The following is a 25,812-nucleotide window of genomic DNA, read 5'->3' on the forward strand; positions in this document are numbered from 1 at the left end:
CGGTTGTTCCGCTCTTTTTGCCTTTATTCTGCCTTTATTTTTGCCTTTAAAAAGAAAAATTTTGCAAAAGAAGTTAAAATTTTGGGGTGTTTCCATTTTTTATGGTGTATAAAACGATACATAAAGCTGTGGCATCAGTCATACCAAATGACTTTGGGTATTTTTATGACAAAAAGCACACTTAGCATTTAACATAAGATATTATTTGTGCTAAAATAGCTCGTTATTTTTGTAACATTGGATAAATACTGGGTAGATGGGCATGACAAAAAAGCGTGGGCTTGGCACAAAACGTGGTTTAGAAGCCTTGATGGGCAACATTAAACGAGAAAGAGATTTGACCGCAGAAGCCATCATGCCGACAGTGGCACCTGCTTTTACCCAAAAATCAACCAACCCCAAAACAACCAATACCGATAAAAATACCAACAAAAATACCGATAAACTGAACACGCCCAAATCTACCCATCATCTACCTACCCAAGATGGTGAGCAGGTTACGCTCATTCAAATCGCTCCTGCTCGGTTGCAATCGGGTAAATATCAGCCCAGACGAGACATTAAAGAAGAGACCTTAAAAGAGCTTGCCGAATCGGTGCGTCAGCATGGGGTCATGCAACCCATCGTGATTCGCCCTTTGTTGGAGGGTGAGCGTAAGGAACAAGGCATCACTCATGAGATTATCGCAGGGGAGAGACGTTGGCGAGCTGCCAGATTGGCAGGGCTTAATACCATCCCCGCCATTGAGCGTGTACTCTCAGATGAGGTCGCGATTGCTTTGGCGCTGATTGAAAACATTCAGCGTGAAGATTTGACGGTGTTAGAGCAGGCGGCGGCATTGGAGCGATTTCATACCGAATTTGGCATGAGTCATGCAATGATTGCCGATGTCGTGGGCAAGGCACGTACGACCGTATCTAATTTATTGCGTCTTAATGCCTTGCACGATGAGGTCAAAGCATTCATGATGGATAATTTGCTTGATATGGGTCATGCCCGCACACTGTTGTCTTTATCCAAAGACCAACAGCCCATCATCGCCAAAAAAATCATCCATGCTGATATGACGGTACGTGAAGCGGAAAGACTGGTCAAATCCATTTTGCACCCTAAGCCAAAGGCGGTATCAATCAATAGCCGTGAGATTATCGCCCTAAATCAAAGGTTATCAGATGCACTGGGGGCGAGGGTCAAGCTAAAACAAGGTAAAGACGGTAAGGGCAGTGTGGAGATATTTTTTCACAGCCATGATGAGCTAAGTGAACTGATGACACAGCTTGGTGTGGCAGTGTCTTGATGTCTAATTAATAATTGTAGTAACGGTGTAAATTATGTGGGAGCTTGTCAAAGCAGGCGGTTGGTTGATGTTGCCAATCATTGTATGTTCTATTGTGGCGTCGGTCATCATCATTGAGCGTGGTAAAGTATTACGCATGGGTTTGCTTGCTCCGAGTGGGCTTAGAGAGAAACTCGTTAGCCAGTTACGTACTAAGGGTGATATTGCCAAAAATACCCTACTTGTCATCAAAGGTGAGTCGCCATTGGGTGATATTTTGGCAACGGGGCTGTTGTATCGCCAGTATGGACTAGACAGCATGACCATGCATATGCAAAACCGTGCCAGTGTTCAGATTCACGCCTTGGAGAAAAATATTAACATGCTCGGTACAATTGGGGCGATTGCACCACTTTTGGGACTGCTTGGAACGGTATTGGGTATCATCATCTCATTTTTGGCGGTAACAGATGGCTCTATGCAAGATCCTGCCATGCTTGCAGGAGGTGTCTCTCAGGCATTGATTACCACAGCAGGGGGGATGTTTGTTGCCATTCCTGCCTTGATGGCGTATCGCTATTTTCAAAGACGTATTGTGGATATTAACGCCAGATTTGAGAGTGAAGCGGGACTACTCATCCAAGAGATGTATGATTATGGACTTATCAAGGACAATCTACAACATGGATTGAGTCAAGTTTATGCCAGTGAACCTGTCGCTTATACACAAAGCCAATGCACACAAAGCCAAGAGCCATCATAACCGAGTGTTGTCATGAGATTTCGTAAACCGACCGTTGAGCCTTTGGATATCAATCTGACACCCATGATTGATTGCTTGTTGTTCTTGATTGTTTTTTTATTGATGGCGACGACCTTTAACCATTTTAGTCGCATTAATATCGTCTTGCCCGAAGCCCAAGGCGTGGCAGTAACCCATGAGGGCAAGCAAATAGAGGTGGCGGTACAAAAAGACGGTACTTATTTGGTCAATGGGTTGGCGTTAGAATCTGGCACCGAAGCTGAGCTTATTAACATGCTTCAAAAAGAAGCAGGCAACGACCGAAAACAACTCTTTGTCATCGCCGCCGATGCCCAAGCATCACACCAAGCGGTAGTGCGTGTTATGGATGTGGCAGGCAAAATGGGTTTTTTAAACTTAAACATTACTACCGTTGTGCCAGTACCACAGCATGGTGCCAAATAATTGTATGGCTAGGTAGTCGTGTAATTTATGCAATGCAATGTGGTATTTTGTGTTACAATGCCAATAAATCTTTCTTTTGAAAATCATGTCAAAACCTACCCCCCAAACTAACTTTGACTCCAATGATAAATTGGCGGTCTTTTTGCGTCTGGTGTCCTATCTAAAACCCTACTGGTGGGCGGCAATTTTTATGGTATTTGGTATGATACTTAGTGCAGGCTCTGAGGTTGCCAGTGCCAAACTTTTTGAATTTATTATTGATGCCATCAATCATGATGACGAAAAAGGTAAATTTTGGTTTCCTTTTTTGGTGATTGCCTTATTTTTTTTTCGGGGTATGGGGGCATTTTTGGGGGGATATTATTCAGCGTATGTCTCTCGCAACCTTGTCTATCATTTGCGTGTGGCGGTTTTTGAAAAATTGTTACGCCTGCCATCTGATTTTTATCTAAAAAATCCTGCTGGTACCATCTCATCCAAACTCATCTTTGATGTTGAGCAAGTTACCGCAGGCAGTAATGAGGCGATTACCACGCTACTAAAAGAGGGCATGACGGTCATCGCTTTATTTGGCTACCTGTTTTATAGCAACTGGCGATTGACATTGGTGCTAATGACAGTTGTTCCACCGATTTTTTGGATTGTCAAAAAAGTATCCAAGAAATTTGCCATGCTGTCAATAGGCATCCAAGAATCCATGAGTGCGGTAAGCCATATCACTAACGAAGCCGTGGCAGGTTATCAAGTCGTTAAAAATTATGGCGGTCAGGCGTACGAAGCTGATAGGTTTAATAAAGCCAGTTTGGACAATCTACAAAAAGGCATGAAAATTACCGTGCTTGCTGCCATCAACTCACCATTAATTCAATTGCTGATGGCGATGGGCATGTGCTTTGTGGTGTGGTTGTCTTTGCGTCCTGAGATTTTGGGGGGAATGACAGCAGGGCAGTTTGTATCTTTTCTTATCGCCGCAGGATTGCTTGCTCGCCCTGTCAAAGCCTTGACCGATGTCAATCAGAGACTACAACGAGGTTTGGCAGGCGGTGCATCTGTGTTTAGGCTACTAGATGCACCCGAAGAGCGTGATACAGGCACACTCACCCCTATCTTTTATGGTAATATCCGCTTTGACCATGTAAGTGTTACTTATGACGGCGGTGTACAAGCGATAAAGGACTTTAATCTTGACATTAAGGCAGGTGAAACGGTGGCGGTTGTTGGTCGGTCAGGCTCTGGTAAAACCACATTGGTCAATCTACTCACTCGCTCACTGACCCCAACATCAGGGCAAGTACTGATAGATGGCATGCCCATTGATGACATCAAATTATCATCTTTGCGTGAACAGATTGCCATGGTGAATCAACAAATAACGCTATTTTTAGATACGGTTGCTCATAACATCGCCTATGGGGCATTGTCTACCAAGTCTTATGAACAGATTGTTCAGGCAAGCCAGTCAGCTTATGCCCATGATTTTATCATGGATTTGCCAAACGGTTATGACAGCTTCATCGGTTCAGACGGCTTACAGCTGTCAGGTGGGCAACGCCAACGGCTTTCTATCGCGCGAGCGTTGTTAAAAGATGCACCGATTTTGATATTAGATGAGGCGACATCTGCCTTAGATAACGAAAGCGAATACTACATTCAAAAAGCACTAGAAACTGTCATGCAAGGACGGACAACACTTGTCATCGCCCATCGCCTATCTACCATTCAAAACGCCGACCGTATTATCGTCATGGATAAAGGGCAAATCGTGGAAATGGGCACACATGATGAACTCTTTGCCAAAGATGGGATGTATCGCACCATGTATGAACGTACCTTTGACCAGCAACACAAACCAAGCCCCCAAAGCCCACATGAAAAATCCAGAACTTCTTATCACCAAAGCATGGCAAGATAATTCACCCATACTTATCATGTTAAGCCCCTTGTCTTTGCTGTATGGCGTGGTGGGGCGTGTGCGTAAGTTTTTGTATGATAATGACAAACTTAGCAAATATCATGCCCCCATCCCTGTGATGGTCATCGGAAATATCACGGTGGGCGGTAGTGGCAAAACACCGCTTATCATTACCCTTGTCAAGTATTTACAAGGCAAGGGCATCAATGTGGGCGTGATAAGTCGTGGTTATGGACGTACAGGCAATGCCCCTGCAATGGTTTGTGCTGATAGCACACCCATTCAAGTGGGTGATGAGCCATGCCTTATCGTCCAAGAGACAAATGTACCCATGGCGGTAGGGGCAAATCGTGGTCAAGTGATTGATTTATTAATACACAATCATCCAACTTTGCAACTTGTCATCAGCGATGATGGATTACAGCACCATGCCCTACACCGAGATGTGGAATGGATAGTTGTAGATGGTATGCGTGGTTTTGGCAATGAAAAGCTCTTTCCGCAGGGTTTTTTACGTGAACCGCTTGACCGTCTGACAGAGGCGACCGTCATCCATCATGACAGCCGAGCTGAACGTTATGATGATAAAGCTCTACTCATGCACCTAATCCCAACTAAGCCCATACCGCTATTGGGGGGTGATAAAAATTTGGCACCCCAAAGGGTTTATGCGTTAAGTGGCATTGGTTATCCTACACGCTTTTTTAAAACCCTAAGCGAGCTTGGATTTGACGTGATAGAGCAGGCCTTTGGCGATCATCATGTCTTTGAGATTGATGATTTGACCGATTTGACCGATTTGCCGATTATTACAACCAGCAAAGACGCCGTTAAATTGCACAAACTTGCTAATACGTACCCAAATCATGGGGCATTTGATAACATTTGGGTGCTACCTGTGCAGGCGGTATTGTCGGATAGCGTCTATGGAGAAATGGATAGGGTGCTTGGGGTGTTGGGAGTTGGTTTTTAAGTGCTTTTGAATGGATTGATCTTTATAAAAATACCAACTTGTTATCTTAGATTGGCAATGAGGAGGCTGTCCAACTACGCCAAACCCGTCCGTCTTTATCAATAACCTCAATACTGCCATTACTATACCATAATGCCATGTATTTACCTGTTAAATTGGATGCAACATTACTATTTCTTGCTAGGCTATCAATCCAATCACTACTTTCTGGTGTCCAATTATCATTTGCGGTATTGTAATCTCTGTATAAATCCATACCATAGTTCCACCATTCCAAGCCGTGTCGAATGTCTATCTCTCCGTAAAAATTTAGCTTGCGTTGTAAATACAGCCTATACTCTTCAACATCTTGACAACCCTCCCAGTCTCCCCAAGATGCCTGAACCCAAACTCGAACCAATGTTTTTGTATGATTAGAGGAGGTTGAGCTGTTATTGCTTGAAAATAAAAAGTCAAATAAACCCATAGTTATCTCACTTTATTTACATTGAATTTATCGCTATTTGAGTTTTAAGAACTTACCTTAACAGAAGCGGGTCTAATACCTAATTCATAAAATTTAGCCCATGCCTTTTGTAAGGCTTCATCTTTATTGTTGGCTAAGATGGTTGTGAAATGGGTTGCTTTTCCGTTTTTGTCAAGTGCCGAAGCTTGGTATTTTAATGACATAGCTAGTACCTTAAAAATAGATTTAAAAGCTTATAGGTTATTTACGGTAAGATATTTATTATAAATAACTTACCGTAAAAAGAAATTATCTTGGAGAGCCACAATTTTGGCAACGCTTACCGCCAAGATTGACTGTATGGCATTTATCGCATTGCCATTTGCTATTGCAATAAATAATTGCAAAATTTTTGTGATAAATAAACATAACTCACCTCTTTTGGTTGATGGATTTTGAAGTTAGCATTATCATATCACTTTACTTTTTGTGATAAAAGCAACTATAATAACAATTTTATAACCTTAAAGTAGTTATTTTATGTCCACTCAAAAAATGCCAACTATGAAAGAGTTAAGAAAAGAAAAAAACCTAACGCAAAGCCAAATGGCGGAATTAACAGACTTATCTATTAGTGGTTATGCCAAGATTGAGCGTGGCGAATGTTCGCCAAATACCGAAAGTTTACAAAAAATTGCACAAGCTTTGGGTGTTAGTATGGAGGCTCTTATGGAGAGAGATAGTATTGTTATTATTAATGATGAAGCAACAGGCATTAACCATTCTCCTATTACCAATTTTTATCATAAAACTATGCAGTTTGGCGAAGCATCACAATCAAGTGAAGTGGCATTATTGCAGGTAAGACTAGACCATTTGCAGGAAATAATTGCTCAAAAAGATATTGAAATCAATAACTTAAAAGAGATTATTGAGCTACTAAAAAAATCAAAATGAACAATAAAATCCCAACTTCATCAAGTTGGGATTTTATTGATAATCTACCATTTTTAGATTGTAGGGTGGCATTGCTCACAAAAACCTAAAATTTTTTCCAAAAATATCATACAATAGACACAAATTTACTTCTTAATCCAAAGGAACACCCATGAAACCCACTCCCAAAACCCACATCATTATCCCTGCCCGCTACAAATCCACTCGTCTACCTGCCAAGCCCTTGCTTGATTTGCATGGCAAGCCCATGATTTTATGGACAGCCCAAAAAGCCCTACAAGCGACTTTTGCCAACAGCGTGTGTGTGGCAACGGATGATGAACGCATTTTTGATGTGTGTGAGCGTGCAGGCGTGCCTGTGGTGATGACAGCTGAGCATGTCTCAGGCACGGACAGACTGGCAGAGGTGGCACAACTTTTGGGTTTGGCAGACGATGACATTGTCATTAACATGCAAGGTGACGAACCGCTTGTACCATCTTTGTTGTTAGAGCAGGTTAAAAATCTGCTACTTGCCAATGATGACTGTGTCATGGCAACCTTGTGCGAGGTGATTGATAATTATGATGATTTTTATAAAAATTCGGTGGTAAAAGTTGTCCATGCACACCAAAAAGCACTGTATTTTAGTCGCAGCCCCATACCCTACGACAGAGACGCTCATTTGACAGACAGATTGGGTAATGCCCCAAAAAATGCCCATCGCCATTTGGGGTTATATGCCTATCGGGTTGGGTTGTTAAAGCAATTTAGTGCGTGGGAACAAGGCACGCTTGAATGTTTAGAGAGTCTAGAACAGCTTCGTATTTTGGAGCATGGACAAAAAATTGCCATAGATGTTGCCAAAGTTGTTTTGCCGCTTGGGGTGGACACACAAGAGGATTTGGACAGACTAAATGCCATGCCGATTGATGAGTTTTTGAAATTTTAGGGGTAGCGATGACCACAGTTTATTTTATTCGCCATGCCGAACCCAATTATGCCAATCGTGATGAGTTTAGCCGAGAATTGACCCCAAAAGGCATTGCCCAAAGCGAGCGGCTGCTTGATGTGTTTAGGGGCATTGATATTGATGTGTTTTTTTCAAGCCCTTACAAACGGGCGGTGGATACAATTTATCCGCTTGCCAACAGCCGCAAAAAAAACATTCATCTAAAAGCGGAGCTTTGTGAAAGGCGGGTTGGCACTTGGGTGGATGATTTTGATGAATTTAGCCAAAAGCAGTGGCAAGATTTTGGGTATCATCTAAAAAATGGCGAAAGTCTGCACCGTGTCCAGCAACGAAACATTGCTATGTTGCATGAAATTTTGATAAATTATCCCAATCAGACGATTGTTATCGGCACGCACGGTACGGCATTATCTACCATCATTAAGTATTATCAGGCGGATTTTGGTTATCAGGATTTTAATGCCAATAAGCATAAATTTCCGTGGATAATGGCATTTGAATTTGACGGTATCATGCTAAAACACTACCACGAAATTCACATGGACGATACGCCATGAGCGAGCAAGAACAGTTACCCTACTTTGCTCCATTGCTTCCTTGGCAAAAACAGCCTTGGAGGCAGGTAACCTCCCAATTTCATGATGGTAAATTGGCACATGGGCTTTTGGCGTATGGCATGGCAGGCATTGGCAAACGTGAATTTGTGTGGCGTCTGGTGGCGTGGTTGCTTTGCCAAAATAAAAACGAGCGTGGAGCGTGTGGGGCGTGTGAGAGTTGTCGTTGGCTGATGGCAGGCACACACCCTGATGTCATGGTGTTACCACATGAGAGTCTGCCAACCTCCAAAAAGAGCGAATCGTCGTCTATTAAGATTGATGATGTGCGAGCCTTGCAAGAGTATGGTCATATCAAGGGGCATGGCGTTCGGCTTATTGTATTAGATGATGCCGATACCCTAACTGTTGGAGCGAGTAATGCCCTTTTAAAAACCCTAGAAGAACCACGAGCAGGTGTGTATTTGATACTCATCAGCGATAATTTCGCCAAACTTATGCCAACCATAAAAAGTCGTGTGCAAGCCTTACCGCTTGGGCATGTCTCTTATGATGTGGCGTTGTCTTATGTCAGCGAACAGTTAGGTGATGGCAACCTTGCCAAACTTGCTTTGATGCTTACAGATGGGGCGGTATTAAAGGCGGTAGATTTGCCAAAGGCGGTATGGTTTGATAAGCGAATGCTGTGGCTAAAAACATGGCTTACTCTAAGGTATGGCGAACGGTCAGCGGTGAGTGCCAGTGACTATTGGCAGGGTGTGATGAGTTTTGCTGATTTTGTTGTTTTGACACGGCTGATGCTTATGGATGTGATGCGAGTGAGCTTTGGACTTGATAGTATTCATACGGACATTGATGTGATGGGATTGATGGGCGAAACACAAATTCTGAGTCTTGATAAGGTGGAGGGATTTTTAGCGGGTCTTGATGATGTGGCGGTGGCGGTCGGACAAAACGTACAGGAAAAAATGGCTTATGATGAGCTGTTTTATCAATTGGGGCAGTTGTGATGCTTAGTTTTATCAATTGGGACATAAAAGACTTATTTTGGGTATGCTTGCCCAAAAGATACAAAAAACGAGCATGATAATTTTTTTGTAAAATCCCAAAAAACATTTGCCCAAACCCTTATTATTCATGTATCATTAGTTGATTTTTAACAAACAAAAAGAGCAAAAATGAGCGAACAAATCCCCAAAACCCACCCAAACACCAACCAAATCAGAGATTTGCGTAGCAAGATTGACGTTATTGATGAACAGATTCAACGACTTATTAATGAGCGAGCGAACATTGCCCAACAAGTGGCAGAGATTAAAAAACAACATGAAGACCACCCCATATTTTATCGCCCTGAGCGTGAAGCACAGGTGCTAAAAGCTGTCATGGCGAGGAACAATCACTTAGGTGGGGTCATCAGCGATGAAAAAATGGCGACTTTATTTCGTGAAATCATGTCGGTTTGCCTTGATTTAGAATCACCGCAAGTGATTGCTTATTTGGGGCCTGTTGGTACATTTACCCATGCTGCCGCCCTAAAACATTTTGGTAAGGCGGCGACAACCGTACCGCTTACCACGATTACCGATGTGTTTCGTGAAGTGGAGGCAGGTTCTGCCATGTATGGCGTTGTCCCTGTTGAAAATTCATCCGAGGGCGTGGTTAATCATACCCTTGATGCCTTTTTAGGGTCAACTCTTAAAATCATCGGTGAGGTGGAATTGCCCATTCATCATAATTTTTTGGTGGCAGAGCATACCAAAGTAGATAGCCTAAGCCGTATTTATTCGCATCAGCAATCATTGGCACAGTGTCGTCATTGGCTTGATGTGAATTTTCCCAATGTGGAGCGGGTGGCGGTGTCAAGCAATGGTGAAGCGGCAAAACGCCTACAAAACGAGTGGCACTCAGCCGCCATTGCAGGAGAGGTGGCGGTCAATGAGTACGGCTTGCATAAATTGTATGAGAACATTGAAGACAACCCTGGTAACACCACCCGCTTTTTGATTGTTGGGCGTGAGAGCATCGCCCCATCTGGGCAAGATAAAACGTCCATTTTGGCGGCAGCACATGACAAATCGGGCGCATTGATTGAGATTTTAGACCCTTTTAGAAAGCATGGGGTGTCTTTGACCAGCATCGAGACTCGCCCTGAGCGTCCTAATAAATGGTCATATGTGTTCTTTATTGACATGAATGGTCATATCCAAGACCCCAATGTCAGTGCTGCCATTGGTGAAATTCGTGGCATTGTCAAAGAACTTAGGGTGCTGGGTTCGTACCCTAAGGCGGTGATTTGATTTATTTTGAGCCAAACAATAAAAGCTAGAACTTTAAATTTTTAAGCATTAATGAATATGGTTTTGGCGTGCCTGTCTTTTTGAAAAAACTGACATAAAGCAAAACGCTCATTTAATAAAAGATATTTTATAAATAAGTATGAAATAAGATGTTCAACAAAGTTTTAATCGTCGGTTTGGGTTTAATAGGTGGTAGTATTTTACAAGGGATTATTGATAATCATCTTGTTGGCGAATTATATGCGGTAGATTTTAATAAATTGGTTATTAAAAATTCTATTAATGATAAATTAATTCAAGATGGTGATGATGATTTATTAATGTTAGCAAATACAGGCAAACTAAAAGATTGTGAATGTATTATCATCGCTGTTCCTGCATTTGCAATTAAAAATATTTTAGCCAAAATTAAAACCGCCATTGATAATAAATTACTGCCAGATGATGTTATCATCAGTGATACCGCCAGCACCAAAGGCAATATTTTAAAGGATGCTTTTGATGTTTTTGGGGTATTGCCATCAAATCTTGTTTTGGCTCACCCAATTGCAGGAGCAGAAAAGTCAGGTTTTATGGCAAGAGATGGCAATTTATTTAAAGCCCATAAGCTCATCATTTGCCCACATGAATTTAATCATCAAATCACAGTAGATAAAATTGCCACACTTTGGCAAGCACTTGGGGCAAAGGTAGATTTTGTTTCTTGTGATAAACATGATGAGATTTTGGCATTAACGAGCCACCTGCCCCATTTATTATCCTATGTCTTGACTTATCAGCTTGCCAAAGACGATGAAAATCTAAACATTTTTCGTTATACAGCGGGCGGATTTCGGGATTTTAGTCGCATCGCAGCCAGCGACCCAATCATGTGGCATGATATTTTTTTGGCAAATAAACAAGCGGTGTTAAAAGGATTGGATAATTATCAAACCATTTTAAATCAATTAAAATCCGCCATTGAAGATGACAATTCCGATGATTTATTAAAAACTTTTGAAATTGCCAAAAACGCACGAGAACATTTTGGGCGGTTGTTGGTGGAGAAAGAGAAGTTAAAGAATTTATAAAATTGTGTGTGTAAGGTGCGTATTACGCACCCTAAATAGTAGAATAATAGAAATTTAATTCCTATCATTCACAACAGAATAAGCAAATGCACATAATTTTTCAAAATCTTGTTTTGCATTTGGTAAAGTCATAATATCTGACGGAATAATATTGGCATTGATAGGAGAACGAATATTTCTTTCCAATGACAATTCAATTACTTTGAACATTGCCAAATCATATATGTCGTGTGGCGTCAGAAAAGTTTTTGGGGGAGAACTAAACTTTGGGGCAAAAAATTGATGTGGATTTATCGCTAATTGTTGCATTAAATCAGCGATTGCTCTTTGGTAATTGAGTTGTCTTTGATAGCCAGAGAAATACGCATAAATAAAGTAAATGGCGATAATGGCAATTATCCAAAATAAGATTTTCATAATATTATCAACCAACTATTTTATAAGTCCGAAATTTTCGGCTTGTCTCAAACCGAGTATATAAATTCCCTTTAAGAATTTCAATGATTTTCTAATATCAGGTAGTCTTTCTATATCTCCACAAAAAGTAATTAGACTAATATCTTTATGACCTTTATCTTGCAATGTTTTAAAAACATAATCCATAATAAATCTTTCTATTTGCATTGGGTCTCTATTGTATTCATTAAAAGATGCAAATAAATTAGGCATTTTTACATAAGTGCTAATTAGATTTTGTAAAATGGTATTGTAAATATGCTCTCTTTCTTTTGCTTTATCTTGTCCGTAACTTTTCCACATAAATAAAATAGGTGATCAAGATACCAATACAAGTTACACAAATTAAGGTTTCTGCAAATCCCATAAAATCCACTCCAAAATGAAATCACAAAGCCCATTTTGATTTTATCAATAATTCATTATCGCCAGTTTGTTTTTGGTGGATATTATTGATAACTTTTCTTAAATAAAAATAAGGAAAACCAAAAATAACGGCAAAAATTATTTTGATAAAAATAAAGGCAAAAACACTCGCTTCGTCATTTGGTGAAATATTTTCAACTTGACTTAATGTTAGTAATGTACCAAAAGCACCAAGAACTTGCAAAGCAAAGACAAGCCCACAAAACCCACGCACCAACCGTAAAAAACCAAGCATAGTTTCTCCAAAAAATTTTGAATTTCAACCATTATATGTTACAATAATTTATTTTATTTTTAAACCAACCCACACTTGTCATTTGACAACTGCGAGTGGTCTTTTGTTAAAAAATATGGGTATTTTTATGATAAATGTTGAAACCATTCGTGAGTTAAGAGAGCAAAACGACTGGACGCAAGAGCAAATGGCGGAAAAATTAGGCATTACCAGAAATGGCTATGCCAAAATAGAAAGGGGTGAGAGTATGCCAAACTTAGAGCGGTTAAATGAGATAGCAACTTTATTTGGTGTTGAAGTTACTGAATTATTGGATAATAAAAAATTTGTTTGTCAAATTAGTGAAAATAATAGCAATAATTATTATAATGGCGACCAATATTTAATTACCCAAATTGAGAAATTACAATTATCCCTTTCTTATAAAGATGAATTACTTGCTCAAAAAGATAAAGAAATTGAATTATTAAGAAAACTTTTGGACAAAACTTAATGCCTAAAATGGTGTGTAATTTGCACTATTTACCAAAACTTTTTTAGCTTAGGAATTAGCAATGAAATACCACATCACCCCAAGCCACACATTTATGGGTACGTGTCATGTTGCCCCTGACAAATCCATTTCGCACCGCTGTATTATGTTTGGTTCTTTGGCAAATGGCATAACAAAAGTTTCCAATTTTTTAGAAGGTGAAGACGCATTATCTACCCTGCAAGCCTTTTGTGATATGGGGGTGAAGATAGAACGCAATGATGACAAAGTTGTCATTCATGGCGTGGGCATGAATGGCTTAAAAGCCCCAAGCAAGCCGTTAGACATGGGCAATTCTGGCACAAGCATGCGACTGTTATCAGGCATTTTATCCGCACAACCCTTTGACAGCGTGATGATGGGTGATGTGAGTTTATCCAAGCGTCCCATGGAGCGAGTTGCCAAGCCATTACGCCAAATGGGGGCGGTCATTCAAACCACTGGCACAAAAGGCACACCGCCAATCACCATAACAGGTGGTCAGTCCCTACAAGCCATTGATTACGTCATGCCCATGGCATCAGCACAAGTCAAATCCTGCTTGCTATTGGCAGGGTTGTGGGCAGACGGCACAACAAGCATCATAGAGCCTGAGGTTAGTCGTGACCATACCGAACGCATGTTAAGGGCGTTTGGTTATACGGTGGTGGTTGACAAACAGCCACATGGCAATAAAATCAGCATCACAGGTGGGGGACAACTCACCGCTTGCGACATTACCGTGCCTGCGGACATTTCTAGTGCGGCATTTTTTATGGTGGCGGCCACCATCGCCAATCATGGCAACATCACCATAAAACAAGTGGGGATTAACCCAACTCGCACGGGTGTGATTGACATTTTAAAACTCATGGGGGCAGATATTTGCCTAGCCAATGAGACGATGATGGGCGGTGAACCTGTGGCAGACATCATGGTCAAATCATCAAAACTAAAAGGCATCAACATTCCTGCCCATCTTGTGCCACTTGCCATTGATGAATTTCCTGTGCTGTTTGTGGCGGCAAGCTGTGCCACTGGCAAGACGATTTTGCGTGGAGCAAAAGAGCTGCGTGTCAAAGAGTCTGACCGTATTGCTGTCATGGCAGATGGTTTAAAAACGCTGGGCATTGATTGTACGGTGCTTGATGATGGCATTGAGATTATCGGTAAAGGCGATGAACATCAACATGGCAAAAGGGTGTTTACTGGGGGCAAGATTGACAGCCACCACGACCACCGCATCGCCATGAGTTTTACGGTGGCAAGTTTGCAGGCGAGTGATGCCATCATCATACATGGCACAGAAACGGTGAACACCAGTTTTCCAAACTTTGCTGGGCTGGTGAATGGAGCAGGGCTTCATGTGAACGTAAAAAATGATGTGATTTAACCATGGCAAAACAACCAACCGTACCCATCACCACCACCCCCAAAGGCATCATGACTGCTCTTTTGGCATTTTTGATGTGGGGCAACTTTCCCTTTTATTTTAAATTATTAGACAATTATCATGCCGTTGAGGTGATTGTGCATCGGGTGGTGTGGACCTTTGTGATGTTGAGCCTTGTTGTCATTATTGGCAAAAGGTCATCTTGGCTTGCCCAAATCCGCCAAAACCCCAAATGGCTTGGCTTGACCTTTATGTCAGCTCTACTAATTGGTATGAACTGGCTAACTTATGTATGGGCAGTGGCAAATGATAGGGTACTTGAAGCCAGTCTTGGTTATTTTATCAACCCCTTAATGGGTGTGGCATTATCCCTTATTATATTCAAAGAAAGATTGCGACCCTTACAAAAAATCGCCATCGCCCTTGCTGTGCTTGCTGTTGGTATTCAAGTGGTGTTATTTGGTGGTTTGCCGTGGGTGAGTTTAATTTTGGCAGTGTCTTTTACATTTTATGCGGTGTTACAACGCCAGACGCCATTTAATGCCATTGATGGCTTGTTTATTGAGACGGCTTTATTATTGCCTTTGTGCTTGATATGGCTTCGTTATGCCAATGTGGCAAGCTCCCATATGGCACTTTGGCTATCAAGCGATGTGTGGTTACTTGCTTTGGCAGGCCCGATTACATTAATGCCCCTTTTACTCTACAATCAATCAACCAAATTGGTAAGTTTTAATACTTTGTCTTTTTTAGGTTATTTGGCACCGAGTATTTTGTTTTTGACTGCTGTGTTTTATTATCATGAGCCGATTGACCCAAAACGCCTTGCAATTTTTGGGTTGATTTGGCTTGGACTTATGATATTTAGTGTGGATATGATAAAATACAGAAGAGGTTAATTTGGTGTTATTTTTTAAATACCAAAAATACTCAATGTAGAATAAATGATATTGTTCCAAATATATTTAATATTAATGTTAATAAAGGAGATAAATAATGAATGACATTGTTTTTATTCAAGGTTTAAAAATTGATGCAATTATCGGTGTGTATGATTGGGAGCGAGCCATTGGGCAACTTTTGGTGGTAGACTGTGAGATGGTGTGTGATACGACCAAGGCAGGCCAAACAGACGATGTGGCACATGCCATAAATTATAAAAGCGTGTGTGAAGACATTGAGCGACTGTGCTGTGATATAAAGGCAAAACTGTTAGAGAAACTTGCCCAAGAGATTTGTGCGTACCTACTTGAAAATTATCCTTGTCAAACCATAACACTTAGCATTTATAAACCCAACGCCATACAACACGCTGATAGTGTGGGTGTAAAAATCGTTCGCCATCAATCCACGTGAATTTTTTAACTTTAAAAATTTTTGACTTTAACAATATGATAACCCAATATGTCATCGCCTTAGGCAGCAATAGCGATGGTAAAATAAGTTTTGATATCGCCATTGCTCAATTAGAAAAATGGGGTGATGTGCTGTTGTCGTCTGTCGTGGCTTCAAAGGATTTTACAGGAAAAACGGATTTGATTTATCATAATGCTGTGGTGGTGATGACATTATATGAACCAATAGACCATAACGGCTTTAATCTTGCACTCAAAAGCATAGAAAAAAAGTGTGGACGAGAGCATGATGTTTTAAAAATAGACAAAACAGATGAAATAAAAATACCCATGGATTTGGATATTTTGGCGTATTATGATGATGGCACGTGGCATGTCATCAAAAAACGCTTGCCTTTTAAGGTGCATGAAAAAAAGGGATTGATTGAAATCGCTCCATTTTTATTAACCAATCAAACGATTTAATAATCAATCAGTCTGTGTATTAATTTAACTGTTCAATATTTCGTTCATTTAGTGTATCTTGCCACTCACGAATGTAACCATCACCGTGCAAGAATTTGACAATCATGCCATAATCGCTGTTTTTGTGTATCAAATCCACTTTTCTAAGCACACCCCTATCAGGCAATATGCGACAGTCCACACCGAGCAGGATTTGGGCATGTAGAACGTTTGCAATTTGAGTGAGGTGAAGCACGTCTTCTTTGGTATCAACCGCCCCTAAATTTTTGACATCAGAGGCCAGCCCATGCCAAAGTGCATCATCACTTGCCCATTCTAGGGTTGCTACGATTTTTTTGTGAGTGCTGGGGACGGTTTTACTCGGTTTTGGTGTGCGTGGGGTGTAGTCGTCTTTATCCACAATGCTTTGGTTAAAAGTGCGAAGTAGATTTTGGTAATAATATAAATTAAGGTTAATACTAAAACGTTCACGAGCATTGATATGGCACAACAGATAAGCACACAAGCGTGGTATCATGCCATAGACCACCACCGATAATATCATGAGCATGGCAAGGCGAGCAGGGGGTATGTCACCATAAGGCAGACCCATTTTATTTGGTAATTCAAAGCCAAACAAACCCGGCACAAATCCCAATCCCTTTAAAATCATGGCAAAATGGTGTTGCGATAACAGTGTGGATTCCCATACAAAGGCATAACTTTTAAACAAAAACAGCATAAGCAGAGCAAGTAAGCTACCTGTCAAACCAAAGAGCCAAGCTCTGTGGATGATTTTACCGATTTGCCATGTGGGGTTTTGTTGAAACTCTTCTTGATAAATATCAAAGGCTTCGCTGTCTATGACAGATTTGGGGCGAAACCAGTTCATCACATCATAAATGCCAAAATGACGGCTAGGGCTGTTTAATCCGATAAGCCACAAAACAAGCGTAAGTGTATGCCAGCCGAGCAATCCTAGCAGGACATAGAAAAAATTGATTACATGTGTGCTAAGCAGTCCAAACACCCCAATAAACCCAACCACGAACGAGATGCCAGCATATAACCTGCCTGCACCCTTAATCCAAAAATCACCTTTGTGCAAGGCACTTTGTAGCTTGCCTTGACCATCCATAAGACTGGCACGATAGATGAGCTTGTCGGTGGGTGTGCCATCTGATGAACAAGCCTGCTCTGTGGCGACTTTGGGGTTTATGGCAAAAATAAAACCTAAATTCTCCAAGCGTCTTATCAAATCAAGTTTTTTGTGCATGATAGGGTCTAGCGTATTGATGTTACTCAGATTTTCTGGGTGAATGTTTTCTAATGACATGGCACATCTCGCAGGATTATTGCTCTAATTGTCGCAACTTATTTGTTAAGCTGTCAAGTTCTTCTTGGATGGTGGGGCTGTTTTTTACGCTAAGTTGTTTGGTGAGCTTTTTGATTTGAGTACGAATTTTGGCAAGTTCAATGGCGTTTTTGGCGGCGATTTTATCCATGGGTGTGCTTGTCTGTTCGCTGATGACATTTGCCATGACAGATTCAACGGAGCTGACCACAGGTTTGGTACCGTCGGCGATACTTTGGGCGACACGGTCAAGATGGCGGTGATAGCGACTGCGTAGATGAGTCTGTTCGTGTATTCGTTCACTTATTGTGATGGTGCGTGGGTGTACTTCCAAACGAATGCAGTCCACAGGGCAGGGAGCTAAACACAACTCACACCCTGTACATAGGTCGGTGATGATGGTGTGCATGTGTTTGGCTGTACCAATAATAGCATCCACAGGGCAGGCGGGGATACATTTGGTGCAACCAATGCAATCGTTCTCATCGATGACGGCTCTTACTTCGGTAGGGCGGTCAGTGGTAGGGTCGGTTGGCCATTTACTGGTAGTTGCAGGCAGAGTGGGGCGTATGTCGCCATGTTTTGCAAGCACCATATGAATGCTGTCTGTAACAGCTTGACCGCCTGGTACGCATAAATTATGGGGTTTGCCATCTACCGCCACGCCATAAGCATAAGGCAAACAGCCATCTGGATATCCACACAGACCGCACTGAGTTTGGGGTAGTTGTTCATCTATTTGTTGAACGGTAATTTTTTGAGTGGGATTAAGGCGGTCAAGGTCTAAGGAGTTGAATAAAATTGGCAGGCAACATAAGCGGTCATTCATGGCGGCAGGCTGTGAATAAAAGGGATATTATAACAAGTTTTGGCAAGGTTGTGTCAATATTGTGATGACATGATGGGGCGGCTGATTTTATTTGCCAAAATGATAAAAATTTTTTATAATCCAAAGGGCGTGTCAAACTCGTTTATCTTATTTATATATTTAGGAGAGTTCATGTCAAAGATTCATGTTGCCATCATTGGCGGTACAGGTTATACAGGTGTTGAGTTAATTCGCCTGTTATCTTGTCATCCTTATGTCAGTATTAGCCATCTAACCTCTCGCAGTGAAAAGGGGCGTAAGGTGAGTGAAATCTTCCCAAACCTACATGGGGTATGTGATATTGTATACAGTGATATGACGGATGATGTCATGGATGAAATTGGCAAGGTGTGTGATGTTGTTTTTTTTGCCACACCACATGGGGTTGCTATGAATCATACGCCACGCCTTATTGCACAAGGGGTTAAGGTCATTGATTTGGGGGCAGATTTTCGCTTACAAGATTTGGGTGAGTTTGGTGCATGGTATGCGCTAGAACACACCTGCCCTGATGTGCTGACAAAGGCGGTATATGGCTTGCCTGAAATTCACCGCAAGCAAATCAAATCCGCTCAGGTTATTGCCAATCCAGGTTGTTATCCTACCACCGCCATTTTAGGCTTAAAGCCTGTGATAGACGTCCAAAATGGTGCTGATAAACCCTTGATTTTGCCCAATATCATCATCGATGCCAAATCAGGGGTGTCAGGAGCGGGGCGTCATGCCAAGGTGAATTTGTTGTATGGTGAATTGTCGGAGAATTTTTCTGTCTATGGCGTGGCCTCTCATCGCCACAGCCCTGAGATAAATCAAGGCATACATGTGTTTTTAAAATCAAAATTTACTCAAAAGGTGCGTTTTGTTCCCCATCTTGTGCCGATGATTCGAGGTATGTTTAGCAGTATTCATCTGACCTTAACCGATGATGGTAAGGTGTTAAATTGGCAGGAAATTTTTGAAAAAGCATATGAGCATGAGTATTTTGTGGACGTACTTGCCAAAGGCTTGTTGCCTGACACCCGTTCTGTGCGAGCATCCAACCGCCTAAAAATCGCCGTTCATCAAGATGATGAGGTCTTGACTGTACTGGTTGTCCAAGATAATCTGGTCAAGGGGGCATCTGGGCAGGCGATACAAAATATGAACATCTTATGTGGATTTGATGAAAGATGCGGATTGGGCGTGGATTTTGGGGGTTGTGCGGTAGTGCCTTGAAAAATATCCACAAACCCCAACATAAACCACATCACTTTTATTTGTCATTTTGGTCATTTTCACTTACCAAATCATTTATCAAATCACTTACCAAAGGAGCGTATTATGGCAGTTGAAACTTTAACCCTAAAAGTTTTTGGCATGACCTGTGATGGCTGTGTGCAAAGTGTGCATAACGCCATTAATGACATCGCAGGGGTGCAAAGCGTAGAGGTTAATTTACCATTAAAGCAAGCGGTCATTGAGTATGATGACACTCAGGTAGATAAGATTGAGCTTATCGGTGCGGTTGAGGGAGCAGGGTTTAGCACAACTTAGATGAGAGCTTTAATTGTAAACGAATAAAGTAAAAGGCTAATCCTAGGGATTGACCTTTTATTTTTATGTTGGCAAATGTATTACCATCTGTCTTTTTATGTCAAAACTGTCTTATGTCAAAACTGTCTTATGTCAAAACTGTCTGTTTAATCAAATCATACTCCGCTTTGGGCAGTCTTGCCCCAAACTGGCTTACCACACGGCTTGCCACACCCCCTGCCAGTGCGACACATCTCTTATAATCCGCCCCTTCTGATAGGGCATATAAAAACGCCCCTGCAAAGTTATCGCCTGCCCCATTGGTGTCTATCACGTTGGCAGGGGCAACATCATACATATAAATACCATCTTTGTCCGCCACAGTGGTGGGATTTGCCCCATCTGTGATGACAACCAAAGCAGCATGAGCAAGTAAGGCATGCACCGCTTGGGTGTTATCGTCTGTGCCAGCAAAGAGTTTGGCTTCATCCATGTTACAAAAAATCACATCCACACCATCTGTCAGCCCTGTCAGCCATGATAATATACCGTCTTTGGCAAAGCGAATCACCGCAGGGTCAGCAAAGCTTACCACGATTTTCACCCCTTGCGTTTTGGCGGTTTGACACAGTTTGCTAATGGCATCTTGCACCGATGGCGTCATGGCAAGATAACCTTCTAGATACAGATATTTTGCTTTGCTTAAAACATCAAAATCCACATTGCTTTGGTCAATTTCACCACTTACCCCCAAATTGGTCTGCATGGTACGTTCACCATCGTCTGTAACCAATACCACACAGGTGCCTGTTGCCCCCACCACTTCGGCTCTGCCAGCATCTATCGCCACGCCCATATTTTGCATGTCAGACAAATAAAATGCACCACGTTTGTCATGCCCTACTCGGCAGCAGTAAAAGGACGTGCCACCCAGTGCTGAAAAGCATGCCACCGTATTGCCTGCTGAACCACCTCCTGCTTGTTTGGTGGGGGTAAGTCCATGCGTGTTTAACATGTCAAATAAGGCGGTTTGTTCATCCGTGTCAGCAAGGGTCATATTGCTTTTGGTTAATCCTGTTTGGGTTAAAATCTCATCACAGAGCTTAAATTCGGTATCAACAAGAGCGTTACCAATGGCGACAAGTTGGTACATGGTTTTTCCTTGTAATTTAAAATGAACTGTCATTATAACAAAATTTGCCAAAATTACCTGTTAAATTCATGACTTTATCCGATTTTTTTTGTATAATAAGCGGTTAATTTTTATAAAAAACCATGCCATGGCCGCCAAAATCCCTGTTGTTTACACCCCCGATACAACCACCTTTGACCAAAAAAACCAAAAAACCAATCTTTTGGGCATGTCAAAAGATGAACTTTCCCAATTTTTTGTGGGTATGGGTGAAAAGTCGTTTCGTGCCACTCAGGTGATGAAGTGGATTTATCAGTTTGGCGTTACTGATTTTTTTGAGATGACCAACCTATCCAAAGCCTTGCAAGCGAAACTTGATAAAGTTGCGTGCGTGGTACCACCTGTGGTTAAGTTCAAGAAGTTTGGCGAAGATGGTACTCGTAAGTGGGTGTTTGAAGTGGCGGGCGGTTCGCTTGTTGAGACAGTACTTATCCCTGCCGATGATGGTAAGCAGTTTGGGCGTAAGACTCTGTGTGTGTCCAGTCAGGTAGGCTGTGCGTTAGACTGTTCATTTTGTAGTACAGGTAAGCAAGGTTTTGAGCGAGACTTAACAGCAAGCGAGATTATCGGACAGCTTTGGGTTGCCAATCAGTCCTATATGCAAGGCATTGCCCCCACCGAGCGTGAAAACCGTGTTACCAATGTGGTAATGATGGGTATGGGTGAGCCACTTTTAAATTATCATCCTGTTGTGGCGAGTATGAGTCTCATGCTTGATGACCATGCCTTTGGGCTGTCCAAACGCCGTGTTACACTATCTACGTCGGGCATTGTGCCAAAAATGTATGATTTGGCAAAGGACATTGATGTCGCTCTTGCCATCAGCTTGCACGCCCCCAATGATGAGCTACGTAATGAGCTTGTACCCATCAATAAAAAATATCCTTTGGCTGAACTCATAAAAGCTGCCAAGGCGTATGTTTATGATGAAAATCCACGTCACAAAAAACACGTTACCATTGAATACGTCATGTTGCATGGGGTAAATGATAGCGATAAACACGCTCATGAGCTTGTGGCGTTGTTAAAAGATTTGCCAAGTAAGATTAACCTAATTCCCTTTAACCCCTTTGCCCACGCCCCTTATGGACGTTCAAGCAATAACCGCATTCATGCGTTTTGTGATATTTTAAATAATGCAGGTTTTGTATGTACGGTGCGTCAAACTCGTGGCGATGACATTGATGCTGCTTGTGGTCAGCTTGTTGGGCAAGTGGCGGACAGAACACGGCGAGCCAAAAAATGGCAAGAGAGCATCAAAAAACGCCAAGCATGCCTTACCAGTGATTAGGGATGTTTTATGCCAAATTTGTCTTTTTTTGTAAAAATCTGATAAAATGGCGATACTTTTGGAAAAAATGAAAACATTGGCAAAAATTGTTGATAATTGTTAGAATGGCGATGATTTTTCTGTCTTGTTTTTATAAAAAGCGTGCAAGTTTTGGATGGTTGTCAATATGGATTTGACCCTTACATGCAGCACAATGATGTAACAATTTGTAATTGTTCATCATGGTAACTGTTCATCATGGTAATTATGGTAAAATCATGAAATATTTAGTCATATTAACGACATTGACCGTTTTATTGACGGCTTGTCAAAGCACTTCACAAAACACAACATCGGTCTATCAAGGTACTGACCCATCACAGCGTAAACGTGATAAGATGGAGCTTGCCCAAGCACGCACCGCTTTGGCAGGGCAGTACATCAACCAAAGACAGTTGGATGCTGCCAAAAGACAGTTGGATGAAGCGATAGAGGCACAGCCAAATTATGCCCCTGCTTATGATATGATGGGCAACTTGCTCAAAATAGAGGGCAGTCCTAGCAATATTGCCAACGCCGAAAAATACTTTAAAAAGGCGATCAGTCTGGACCCTGATTTTATCCAAGCACGCAATAATTATGGGGTGTATCTGTCCGAGCTTGGACGTCATCAAGAAGCGATTGAGCAGTTTAATATTGCAGGCAGTACCTTAGGCTATCATAATCGTGCAGGTGCGTTGGAAAATTTGGGACTGACCTATCTAAAAATGAACAATCCAAAAGCGGCGGAGATGGCATTTAATAAAGCAATAGAGACGGAGAGTGCAACGGTTACAGCAAAAATGGAGATGATTGATATCCTAATTGGCAGACATGAATCCCTAAAAGCCAAAGCCTACTTTAATGACCTAAAAACGATGGCGCAACTTCATAATCAACCCATGCCATCACGCTTGCTATATCAAGGAGTCCGTCTGGGTATTTTGCAAAATGATCGCCAAGAGATTCAGCGATTGTCAAGTCAACTTTTGTCGCAACATCCACTCTCTGATGAAGCAAAACAACTAAAACAATGGCTAAACAACCCAACGGGAGCATTACAGTGAGCCAAACCAACGACAAACCAGCATCAAACACAGGTTTTGGCGGTAAATTAAGAAGTGCCAGAACGTCTCGTGGCTACTCACTAGATGCAGCAGCGGCTGAACTTCACATCCTAAAACGCCACGTACAGGCGATGGAGGAGGAGAACTTTGATGCTCTGCCCCAATTTGCTTTTGCACGGGGATTTGTGATGAACTATGCTAAGTTTTTGGGACTTGATGCCAATGAATTCGCCCGAGAATTTGAAAGTATCTACCCTGAGAACAAACGCACCAAGAGCGTCAATGACATTAAAGCACCACTGACGCCCATGGGTACAATTGAGCGTGGGCGTGGGGGCATGCGTTTTAATCCATGGCTTATTGCAGGGGTGATTGCACTTGTGATTTTTGGTTTTGTGTTATTAAAAATCATATCCAGTGCAATAGACAGGTCAGATGAAATAAACCCAACTGCCCAAACACAAATACTAAATCCAAGCGAGCAAGCCCAAGGAGCGGCGGTCGGTGCATCGGGTTCGGCATTAAATTTAGGCACAAATGATGGTGAATCTACCACCCAAACCATGGCAGGTCAAGGTGTGATTGATATTTGGTCAAAAGGAGATGTTAATATCAAAATCACCGATAAACATGACAGAGTGCTCATGCAAGGCTTGCAGTCCCGTGGGGGTTATCAGTTAAAGGGTGAGACACCGTTTACCATTGAGATTGACAATCCTGCACAGGTAGATTTGAATTTTAATCAACGCCCCATTCGTTTGGGTGAGCATACCCAAAATGGCAAAGCCACTTTAACGCTACAATAAGCGAGTTATCATGCACCACAGTCCCATCAAACGTCGCCCCACTCGTCAAATCATGGTTGGCAATGTCGCCATCGGTGGCAACGCCCCCATCAGCGTGCAGAGCATGACCAATACCAATACGTGTAATATTGATGCCACAGTCGCCCAAATACAACGCTGTGTGGAGGCGGGGGCTGATTTAATGCGTGTCTCAACACCTACCATGGAATCTGTGGCAGCATTTGCCCAAATTAAAAAGCAAGTCAATGTACCGCTTATCGCTGACATTCATTTTGATTATAAAATTGCTCTGGCAGCAGCAGAAGCGGGAGCGGACTGCCTACGCATTAATCCGGGTAATATTGGCAATGACCAAAAGGTGCGTGAGGTGGTCTCTTGTGCTTGTCATCATAACATACCCATTCGTATTGGTGTCAATGCAGGTTCACTTGAAAAAGATTTGCAAAAAAAATATGGCGAACCAACAGGGCAAGCCATGCTAGAATCAGCTTTACGTCATATTGATATTTTAGAAAAATTAAATTTTCAAGATTATAAAATCTCGGTCAAGGCATCCAATGTTTTTTTGACATTGGATGCTTATCGGCTCATCTCAGCAGAGGTGGACTGCCCGTTGCATTTGGGCGTTACCGAGGCGGGTGTGTATCGTACAGGTACGGTAAAATCCGCCATTGCCCTAGGTGGGCTTTTGCTTGATGGCATTGGCGATACCATGCGAATATCTTTGGCAAGTCCGCCAGAGGAGGAGATTAAAATTGGTTTTGATATTTTAAAATCGCTAAACATTCGTTCAAATGGCGTCAACTTCATTGCTTGTCCGTCTTGTAGCCGTCAAGAATTTGACGTGATTAAAGTCATGAATGAGCTAGAATCTCGCCTAGAAGACATCAGAGAACCGCTTGATTTGTCGGTGATTGGTTGTAAAGTCAATGGACCGGGGGAAGCCAAAGAGGCAACCATTGGCGTGGTGGGGGCAAGTCCAAATTCACTGGTGTATAAAATGGGTCAAAAGAGCCATTTGATTGATACCACAAATTTGGTAGATGAAATAGAAAAAATGGTGCGTCAAAAGGCCAAAGAGTTGGCGGACAAACGAGCCAGTGAGATTGTCAGGGTGGCTCAATAAAAATTGTCATTTGGTACTCTTTGGTATTCTAAGGCATGCTTGCCTTTTGTATTTGTTGATGATATGACGGCTATTCTTTGATAAATTGATGTTCATACCGACTTTAATAGAG

29 protein-coding genes and 1 pseudogene are annotated in these 25,812 nt (G+C 41.9%); 22 read left to right on the forward strand and 8 right to left on the reverse strand.

The genetic code is table 11. The features are described from left to right. The first annotated feature begins 262 nt into the window (after nucleotides 1–262). From A7456_RS05265 to lpxK, 5 genes are all read left to right on the forward strand, one after another. Complete coding sequence (locus tag A7456_RS05265) at nucleotides 263–1,297, forward strand: ParB/RepB/Spo0J family partition protein (protein ID WP_067008637.1); 1,035 nt, start codon at nucleotides 263–265, stop codon at nucleotides 1,295–1,297. 34 nt (nucleotides 1,298–1,331) lie between these two features. Then, nucleotides 1,332–2,039, forward strand: coding sequence for a MotA/TolQ/ExbB proton channel family protein (locus A7456_RS05270; protein ID WP_082995453.1), 708 nt, complete (start codon nucleotides 1,332–1,334; stop codon nucleotides 2,037–2,039). Nucleotides 2,040–2,051: 12 nt separating this feature from the next. Further along, a complete protein-coding gene (locus tag A7456_RS05275) occupies nucleotides 2,052–2,483 on the forward strand; it encodes an ExbD/TolR family protein (protein ID WP_066891995.1) in 432 nt (143 codons plus the stop codon). An 85-nt stretch (nucleotides 2,484–2,568) separates the two neighbouring features. After that, nucleotides 2,569–4,395: a lipid A export permease/ATP-binding protein MsbA gene (gene msbA, locus A7456_RS05280; RefSeq protein WP_066891992.1), complete on the forward strand. Its 1,827-nt coding sequence runs from the start codon at nucleotides 2,569–2,571 to the stop codon at nucleotides 4,393–4,395. Further along, on the forward strand, nucleotides 4,352–5,368 hold the full coding sequence (lpxK, locus tag A7456_RS05285; RefSeq protein ID WP_067008291.1) for a tetraacyldisaccharide 4'-kinase: 1,017 nt from the start codon (nucleotides 4,352–4,354) through the stop codon (nucleotides 5,366–5,368). Before msbA ends, lpxK begins: the two co-directional genes overlap by 44 nt. 46 nt (nucleotides 5,369–5,414) lie before the next feature. Here lpxK and A7456_RS05290 read toward each other — a convergent pair whose 3' ends face one another. Then, nucleotides 5,415–5,834, reverse strand: a complete 420-nt coding sequence (locus tag A7456_RS05290; RefSeq protein ID WP_067008294.1) for a hypothetical protein — start codon at nucleotides 5,832–5,834, stop codon at nucleotides 5,415–5,417. Nucleotides 5,835–5,878: 44 nt separating this feature from the next. Then, nucleotides 5,879–6,037 carry a hypothetical protein gene (locus A7456_RS11385; RefSeq protein ID WP_158512483.1) on the reverse strand — a complete coding sequence of 53 codons (159 nt, stop codon included), beginning with the start codon at nucleotides 6,035–6,037 and terminating at the stop codon, nucleotides 5,879–5,881. 316 nt (nucleotides 6,038–6,353) lie between these two features. On the opposite strand from A7456_RS11385, the gene A7456_RS05295 reads away from it, so the two are divergent. The 6 genes from A7456_RS05295 to A7456_RS05320 all read left to right on the forward strand — a co-directional run bounded on the left by A7456_RS05295 (nucleotide 6,354) and on the right by A7456_RS05320 (nucleotide 11,646). Beyond that, nucleotides 6,354–6,770, forward strand: a complete 417-nt coding sequence (locus tag A7456_RS05295) for a helix-turn-helix domain-containing protein (protein ID WP_082995454.1) — start codon at nucleotides 6,354–6,356, stop codon at nucleotides 6,768–6,770. 151 nt (nucleotides 6,771–6,921) lie between these two features. Then, nucleotides 6,922–7,701 (forward strand): 3-deoxy-manno-octulosonate cytidylyltransferase, encoded by a 780-nt coding sequence (kdsB, locus tag A7456_RS05300; protein ID WP_067008300.1) that lies wholly within the window; start codon nucleotides 6,922–6,924, stop codon nucleotides 7,699–7,701. Between the two features lie 8 nt (nucleotides 7,702–7,709). Further along, nucleotides 7,710–8,279: a histidine phosphatase family protein gene (locus A7456_RS05305; protein WP_067008303.1), complete on the forward strand. Its 570-nt coding sequence runs from the start codon at nucleotides 7,710–7,712 to the stop codon at nucleotides 8,277–8,279. Further along, complete coding sequence (locus A7456_RS05310; protein WP_066888764.1) at nucleotides 8,276–9,286, forward strand: DNA polymerase III subunit delta'; 1,011 nt, start codon at nucleotides 8,276–8,278, stop codon at nucleotides 9,284–9,286. The genes A7456_RS05305 and A7456_RS05310 overlap by 4 nt, the downstream gene beginning before the upstream one ends. A gap of 168 nt (nucleotides 9,287–9,454) precedes the next feature. Next, nucleotides 9,455–10,576, forward strand: coding sequence for a prephenate dehydratase (gene pheA / locus A7456_RS05315; RefSeq protein ID WP_067008306.1), 1,122 nt, complete (start codon nucleotides 9,455–9,457; stop codon nucleotides 10,574–10,576). 149 nt (nucleotides 10,577–10,725) lie between these two features. Next, a complete protein-coding gene (locus A7456_RS05320) occupies nucleotides 10,726–11,646 on the forward strand; it encodes a prephenate dehydrogenase/arogenate dehydrogenase family protein (protein WP_067008308.1) in 921 nt (306 codons plus the stop codon). 54 nt (nucleotides 11,647–11,700) lie between these two features. Here the strand turns inward: A7456_RS05320 and A7456_RS05325 are convergent, their stop codons facing one another. The 3 genes from A7456_RS05325 to A7456_RS05335 all read right to left on the reverse strand — a co-directional run bounded on the left by A7456_RS05325 (nucleotide 11,701) and on the right by A7456_RS05335 (nucleotide 12,763). Continuing rightward, a complete protein-coding gene (locus tag A7456_RS05325; protein ID WP_067008311.1) occupies nucleotides 11,701–12,063 on the reverse strand; it encodes a hypothetical protein in 363 nt (120 codons plus the stop codon). A gap of 15 nt (nucleotides 12,064–12,078) precedes the next feature. After that, complete coding sequence (locus tag A7456_RS05330; RefSeq protein WP_067008314.1) at nucleotides 12,079–12,405, reverse strand: hypothetical protein; 327 nt, start codon at nucleotides 12,403–12,405, stop codon at nucleotides 12,079–12,081. 85 nt (nucleotides 12,406–12,490) lie between these two features. Further along, the gene (locus A7456_RS05335; RefSeq protein WP_067008318.1) at nucleotides 12,491–12,763 is read right to left on the reverse strand and encodes a hypothetical protein; all 273 of its coding nucleotides are present in this window, start codon (nucleotides 12,761–12,763) and stop codon (nucleotides 12,491–12,493) included. A gap of 127 nt (nucleotides 12,764–12,890) precedes the next feature. On the opposite strand from A7456_RS05335, the gene A7456_RS05340 reads away from it, so the two are divergent. The 5 genes and pseudogenes from A7456_RS05340 to A7456_RS05360 all read left to right on the forward strand — a co-directional run bounded on the left by A7456_RS05340 (nucleotide 12,891) and on the right by A7456_RS05360 (nucleotide 16,487). Next, nucleotides 12,891–13,256: a helix-turn-helix domain-containing protein gene (locus A7456_RS05340; protein ID WP_067008332.1), complete on the forward strand. Its 366-nt coding sequence runs from the start codon at nucleotides 12,891–12,893 to the stop codon at nucleotides 13,254–13,256. A 52-nt stretch (nucleotides 13,257–13,308) separates the two neighbouring features. After that, nucleotides 13,309–14,667 (forward strand): annotated as a pseudogene (gene aroA / locus A7456_RS05345) (3-phosphoshikimate 1-carboxyvinyltransferase); the annotation flags it as partial. A 2-nt stretch (nucleotides 14,668–14,669) separates the two neighbouring features. Beyond that, on the forward strand, nucleotides 14,670–15,566 hold the full coding sequence (gene rarD, locus A7456_RS05350; RefSeq protein WP_067008338.1) for an EamA family transporter RarD: 897 nt from the start codon (nucleotides 14,670–14,672) through the stop codon (nucleotides 15,564–15,566). A 97-nt stretch (nucleotides 15,567–15,663) separates the two neighbouring features. Continuing rightward, a complete protein-coding gene (gene folB / locus A7456_RS05355) occupies nucleotides 15,664–16,023 on the forward strand; it encodes a dihydroneopterin aldolase (RefSeq protein ID WP_067008340.1) in 360 nt (119 codons plus the stop codon). A gap of 35 nt (nucleotides 16,024–16,058) precedes the next feature. Beyond that, on the forward strand, nucleotides 16,059–16,487 hold the full coding sequence (locus A7456_RS05360) for a 2-amino-4-hydroxy-6-hydroxymethyldihydropteridine diphosphokinase (RefSeq protein ID WP_067008640.1): 429 nt from the start codon (nucleotides 16,059–16,061) through the stop codon (nucleotides 16,485–16,487). A 19-nt stretch (nucleotides 16,488–16,506) separates the two neighbouring features. On the opposite strand, the gene A7456_RS05365 is transcribed toward A7456_RS05360, so the two are convergent. Together A7456_RS05365 and A7456_RS05370 are read right to left on the reverse strand one after the other, a co-directional pair. Continuing rightward, the gene (locus A7456_RS05365) at nucleotides 16,507–17,802 is read right to left on the reverse strand and encodes a DUF2868 domain-containing protein (RefSeq protein ID WP_067008343.1); all 1,296 of its coding nucleotides are present in this window, start codon (nucleotides 17,800–17,802) and stop codon (nucleotides 16,507–16,509) included. A 16-nt stretch (nucleotides 17,803–17,818) separates the two neighbouring features. Continuing rightward, entirely contained in the window at nucleotides 17,819–18,649 is an 831-nt protein-coding gene (locus A7456_RS05370; RefSeq protein WP_067008346.1) for an RnfABCDGE type electron transport complex subunit B, read from the reverse strand. A 171-nt stretch (nucleotides 18,650–18,820) separates the two neighbouring features. Between A7456_RS05370 and argC the strand changes: the two genes are divergently transcribed. Both argC and A7456_RS05380 read left to right on the forward strand, forming a co-directional pair. After that, nucleotides 18,821–19,903 carry an N-acetyl-gamma-glutamyl-phosphate reductase gene (gene argC / locus A7456_RS05375; protein ID WP_067008643.1) on the forward strand — a complete coding sequence of 361 codons (1,083 nt, stop codon included), beginning with the start codon at nucleotides 18,821–18,823 and terminating at the stop codon, nucleotides 19,901–19,903. Nucleotides 19,904–20,008: 105 nt separating this feature from the next. Continuing rightward, a complete protein-coding gene (locus A7456_RS05380; protein WP_066888750.1) occupies nucleotides 20,009–20,221 on the forward strand; it encodes a heavy-metal-associated domain-containing protein in 213 nt (70 codons plus the stop codon). Nucleotides 20,222–20,348: 127 nt separating this feature from the next. On the opposite strand, the gene A7456_RS05385 is transcribed toward A7456_RS05380, so the two are convergent. Further along, a complete protein-coding gene (locus A7456_RS05385; protein WP_067008349.1) occupies nucleotides 20,349–21,353 on the reverse strand; it encodes an adenosine kinase in 1,005 nt (334 codons plus the stop codon). Between the two features lie 127 nt (nucleotides 21,354–21,480). Here A7456_RS05385 and rlmN point away from each other — a divergent pair, with 127 nt between their 5' ends. The 4 genes from rlmN to ispG all read left to right on the forward strand — a co-directional run bounded on the left by rlmN (nucleotide 21,481) and on the right by ispG (nucleotide 25,700). Then, nucleotides 21,481–22,683, forward strand: coding sequence for a 23S rRNA (adenine(2503)-C(2))-methyltransferase RlmN (gene rlmN, locus A7456_RS05390; protein ID WP_067008352.1), 1,203 nt, complete (start codon nucleotides 21,481–21,483; stop codon nucleotides 22,681–22,683). A gap of 257 nt (nucleotides 22,684–22,940) precedes the next feature. Continuing rightward, a complete protein-coding gene (gene pilW / locus A7456_RS05395; RefSeq protein WP_158512484.1) occupies nucleotides 22,941–23,768 on the forward strand; it encodes a type IV pilus biogenesis/stability protein PilW in 828 nt (275 codons plus the stop codon). Further along, on the forward strand, nucleotides 23,765–24,574 hold the full coding sequence (locus A7456_RS05400; protein ID WP_158512485.1) for a helix-turn-helix domain-containing protein: 810 nt from the start codon (nucleotides 23,765–23,767) through the stop codon (nucleotides 24,572–24,574). Before pilW ends, A7456_RS05400 begins: the two co-directional genes overlap by 4 nt. A 10-nt stretch (nucleotides 24,575–24,584) precedes the next feature. Continuing rightward, nucleotides 24,585–25,700 (forward strand): flavodoxin-dependent (E)-4-hydroxy-3-methylbut-2-enyl-diphosphate synthase, encoded by a 1,116-nt coding sequence (ispG, locus tag A7456_RS05405; protein ID WP_067008354.1) that lies wholly within the window; start codon nucleotides 24,585–24,587, stop codon nucleotides 25,698–25,700. Nucleotides 25,701–25,812 lie beyond the last annotated feature (112 nt).

The organism is Moraxella nonliquefaciens (assembly GCF_001679005.1).
In the GTDB taxonomy this organism is placed as follows: Bacteria; Pseudomonadota; Gammaproteobacteria; order Pseudomonadales; family Moraxellaceae; genus Moraxella; species Moraxella nonliquefaciens.

Bases quoted from the DNA above. Each gene is read 5' to 3' on its own strand.
- A7456_RS05265 (WP_067008637.1), top strand. From the start codon at position 263: ATGACAAAAAAGCGTGGGCTTGGCACAAAACGTGGTTTAGAAGCCTTG.
- A7456_RS05270 (WP_082995453.1), top strand. From the start codon at position 1,332: ATGTGGGAGCTTGTCAAAGCAGGCGGTTGGTTGATGTTGCCAATCATT.
- A7456_RS05275 (WP_066891995.1), top strand. From the start codon at position 2,052: ATGAGATTTCGTAAACCGACCGTTGAGCCTTTGGATATCAATCTGACA.
- msbA (WP_066891992.1), top strand. From the start codon at position 2,569: ATGTCAAAACCTACCCCCCAAACTAACTTTGACTCCAATGATAAATTG.
- lpxK (WP_067008291.1), top strand. From the start codon at position 4,352: ATGAAAAATCCAGAACTTCTTATCACCAAAGCATGGCAAGATAATTCA.
- A7456_RS05290 (WP_067008294.1), bottom strand. From the start codon at position 5,834: ATGGGTTTATTTGACTTTTTATTTTCAAGCAATAACAGCTCAACCTCC.
- A7456_RS11385 (WP_158512483.1), bottom strand. From the start codon at position 6,037: ATGTCATTAAAATACCAAGCTTCGGCACTTGACAAAAACGGAAAAGCA.
- A7456_RS05295 (WP_082995454.1), top strand. From the start codon at position 6,354: ATGTCCACTCAAAAAATGCCAACTATGAAAGAGTTAAGAAAAGAAAAA.
- kdsB (WP_067008300.1), top strand. From the start codon at position 6,922: ATGAAACCCACTCCCAAAACCCACATCATTATCCCTGCCCGCTACAAA.
- A7456_RS05305 (WP_067008303.1), top strand. From the start codon at position 7,710: ATGACCACAGTTTATTTTATTCGCCATGCCGAACCCAATTATGCCAAT.
- A7456_RS05310 (WP_066888764.1), top strand. From the start codon at position 8,276: ATGAGCGAGCAAGAACAGTTACCCTACTTTGCTCCATTGCTTCCTTGG.
- pheA (WP_067008306.1), top strand. From the start codon at position 9,455: ATGAGCGAACAAATCCCCAAAACCCACCCAAACACCAACCAAATCAGA.
- A7456_RS05320 (WP_067008308.1), top strand. From the start codon at position 10,726: ATGTTCAACAAAGTTTTAATCGTCGGTTTGGGTTTAATAGGTGGTAGT.
- A7456_RS05325 (WP_067008311.1), bottom strand. From the start codon at position 12,063: ATGAAAATCTTATTTTGGATAATTGCCATTATCGCCATTTACTTTATT.
- A7456_RS05330 (WP_067008314.1), bottom strand. From the start codon at position 12,405: ATGTGGAAAAGTTACGGACAAGATAAAGCAAAAGAAAGAGAGCATATT.
- A7456_RS05335 (WP_067008318.1), bottom strand. From the start codon at position 12,763: ATGCTTGGTTTTTTACGGTTGGTGCGTGGGTTTTGTGGGCTTGTCTTT.
- A7456_RS05340 (WP_067008332.1), top strand. From the start codon at position 12,891: ATGATAAATGTTGAAACCATTCGTGAGTTAAGAGAGCAAAACGACTGG.
- rarD (WP_067008338.1), top strand. From the start codon at position 14,670: ATGGCAAAACAACCAACCGTACCCATCACCACCACCCCCAAAGGCATC.
- folB (WP_067008340.1), top strand. From the start codon at position 15,664: ATGAATGACATTGTTTTTATTCAAGGTTTAAAAATTGATGCAATTATC.
- A7456_RS05360 (WP_067008640.1), top strand. From the start codon at position 16,059: ATGATAACCCAATATGTCATCGCCTTAGGCAGCAATAGCGATGGTAAA.
- A7456_RS05365 (WP_067008343.1), bottom strand. From the start codon at position 17,802: ATGTCATTAGAAAACATTCACCCAGAAAATCTGAGTAACATCAATACG.
- A7456_RS05370 (WP_067008346.1), bottom strand. From the start codon at position 18,649: ATGAATGACCGCTTATGTTGCCTGCCAATTTTATTCAACTCCTTAGAC.
- argC (WP_067008643.1), top strand. From the start codon at position 18,821: ATGTCAAAGATTCATGTTGCCATCATTGGCGGTACAGGTTATACAGGT.
- A7456_RS05380 (WP_066888750.1), top strand. From the start codon at position 20,009: ATGGCAGTTGAAACTTTAACCCTAAAAGTTTTTGGCATGACCTGTGAT.
- A7456_RS05385 (WP_067008349.1), bottom strand. From the start codon at position 21,353: ATGTACCAACTTGTCGCCATTGGTAACGCTCTTGTTGATACCGAATTT.
- rlmN (WP_067008352.1), top strand. From the start codon at position 21,481: ATGGCCGCCAAAATCCCTGTTGTTTACACCCCCGATACAACCACCTTT.
- pilW (WP_158512484.1), top strand. From the start codon at position 22,941: ATGAAATATTTAGTCATATTAACGACATTGACCGTTTTATTGACGGCT.
- ispG (WP_067008354.1), top strand. From the start codon at position 24,585: ATGCACCACAGTCCCATCAAACGTCGCCCCACTCGTCAAATCATGGTT.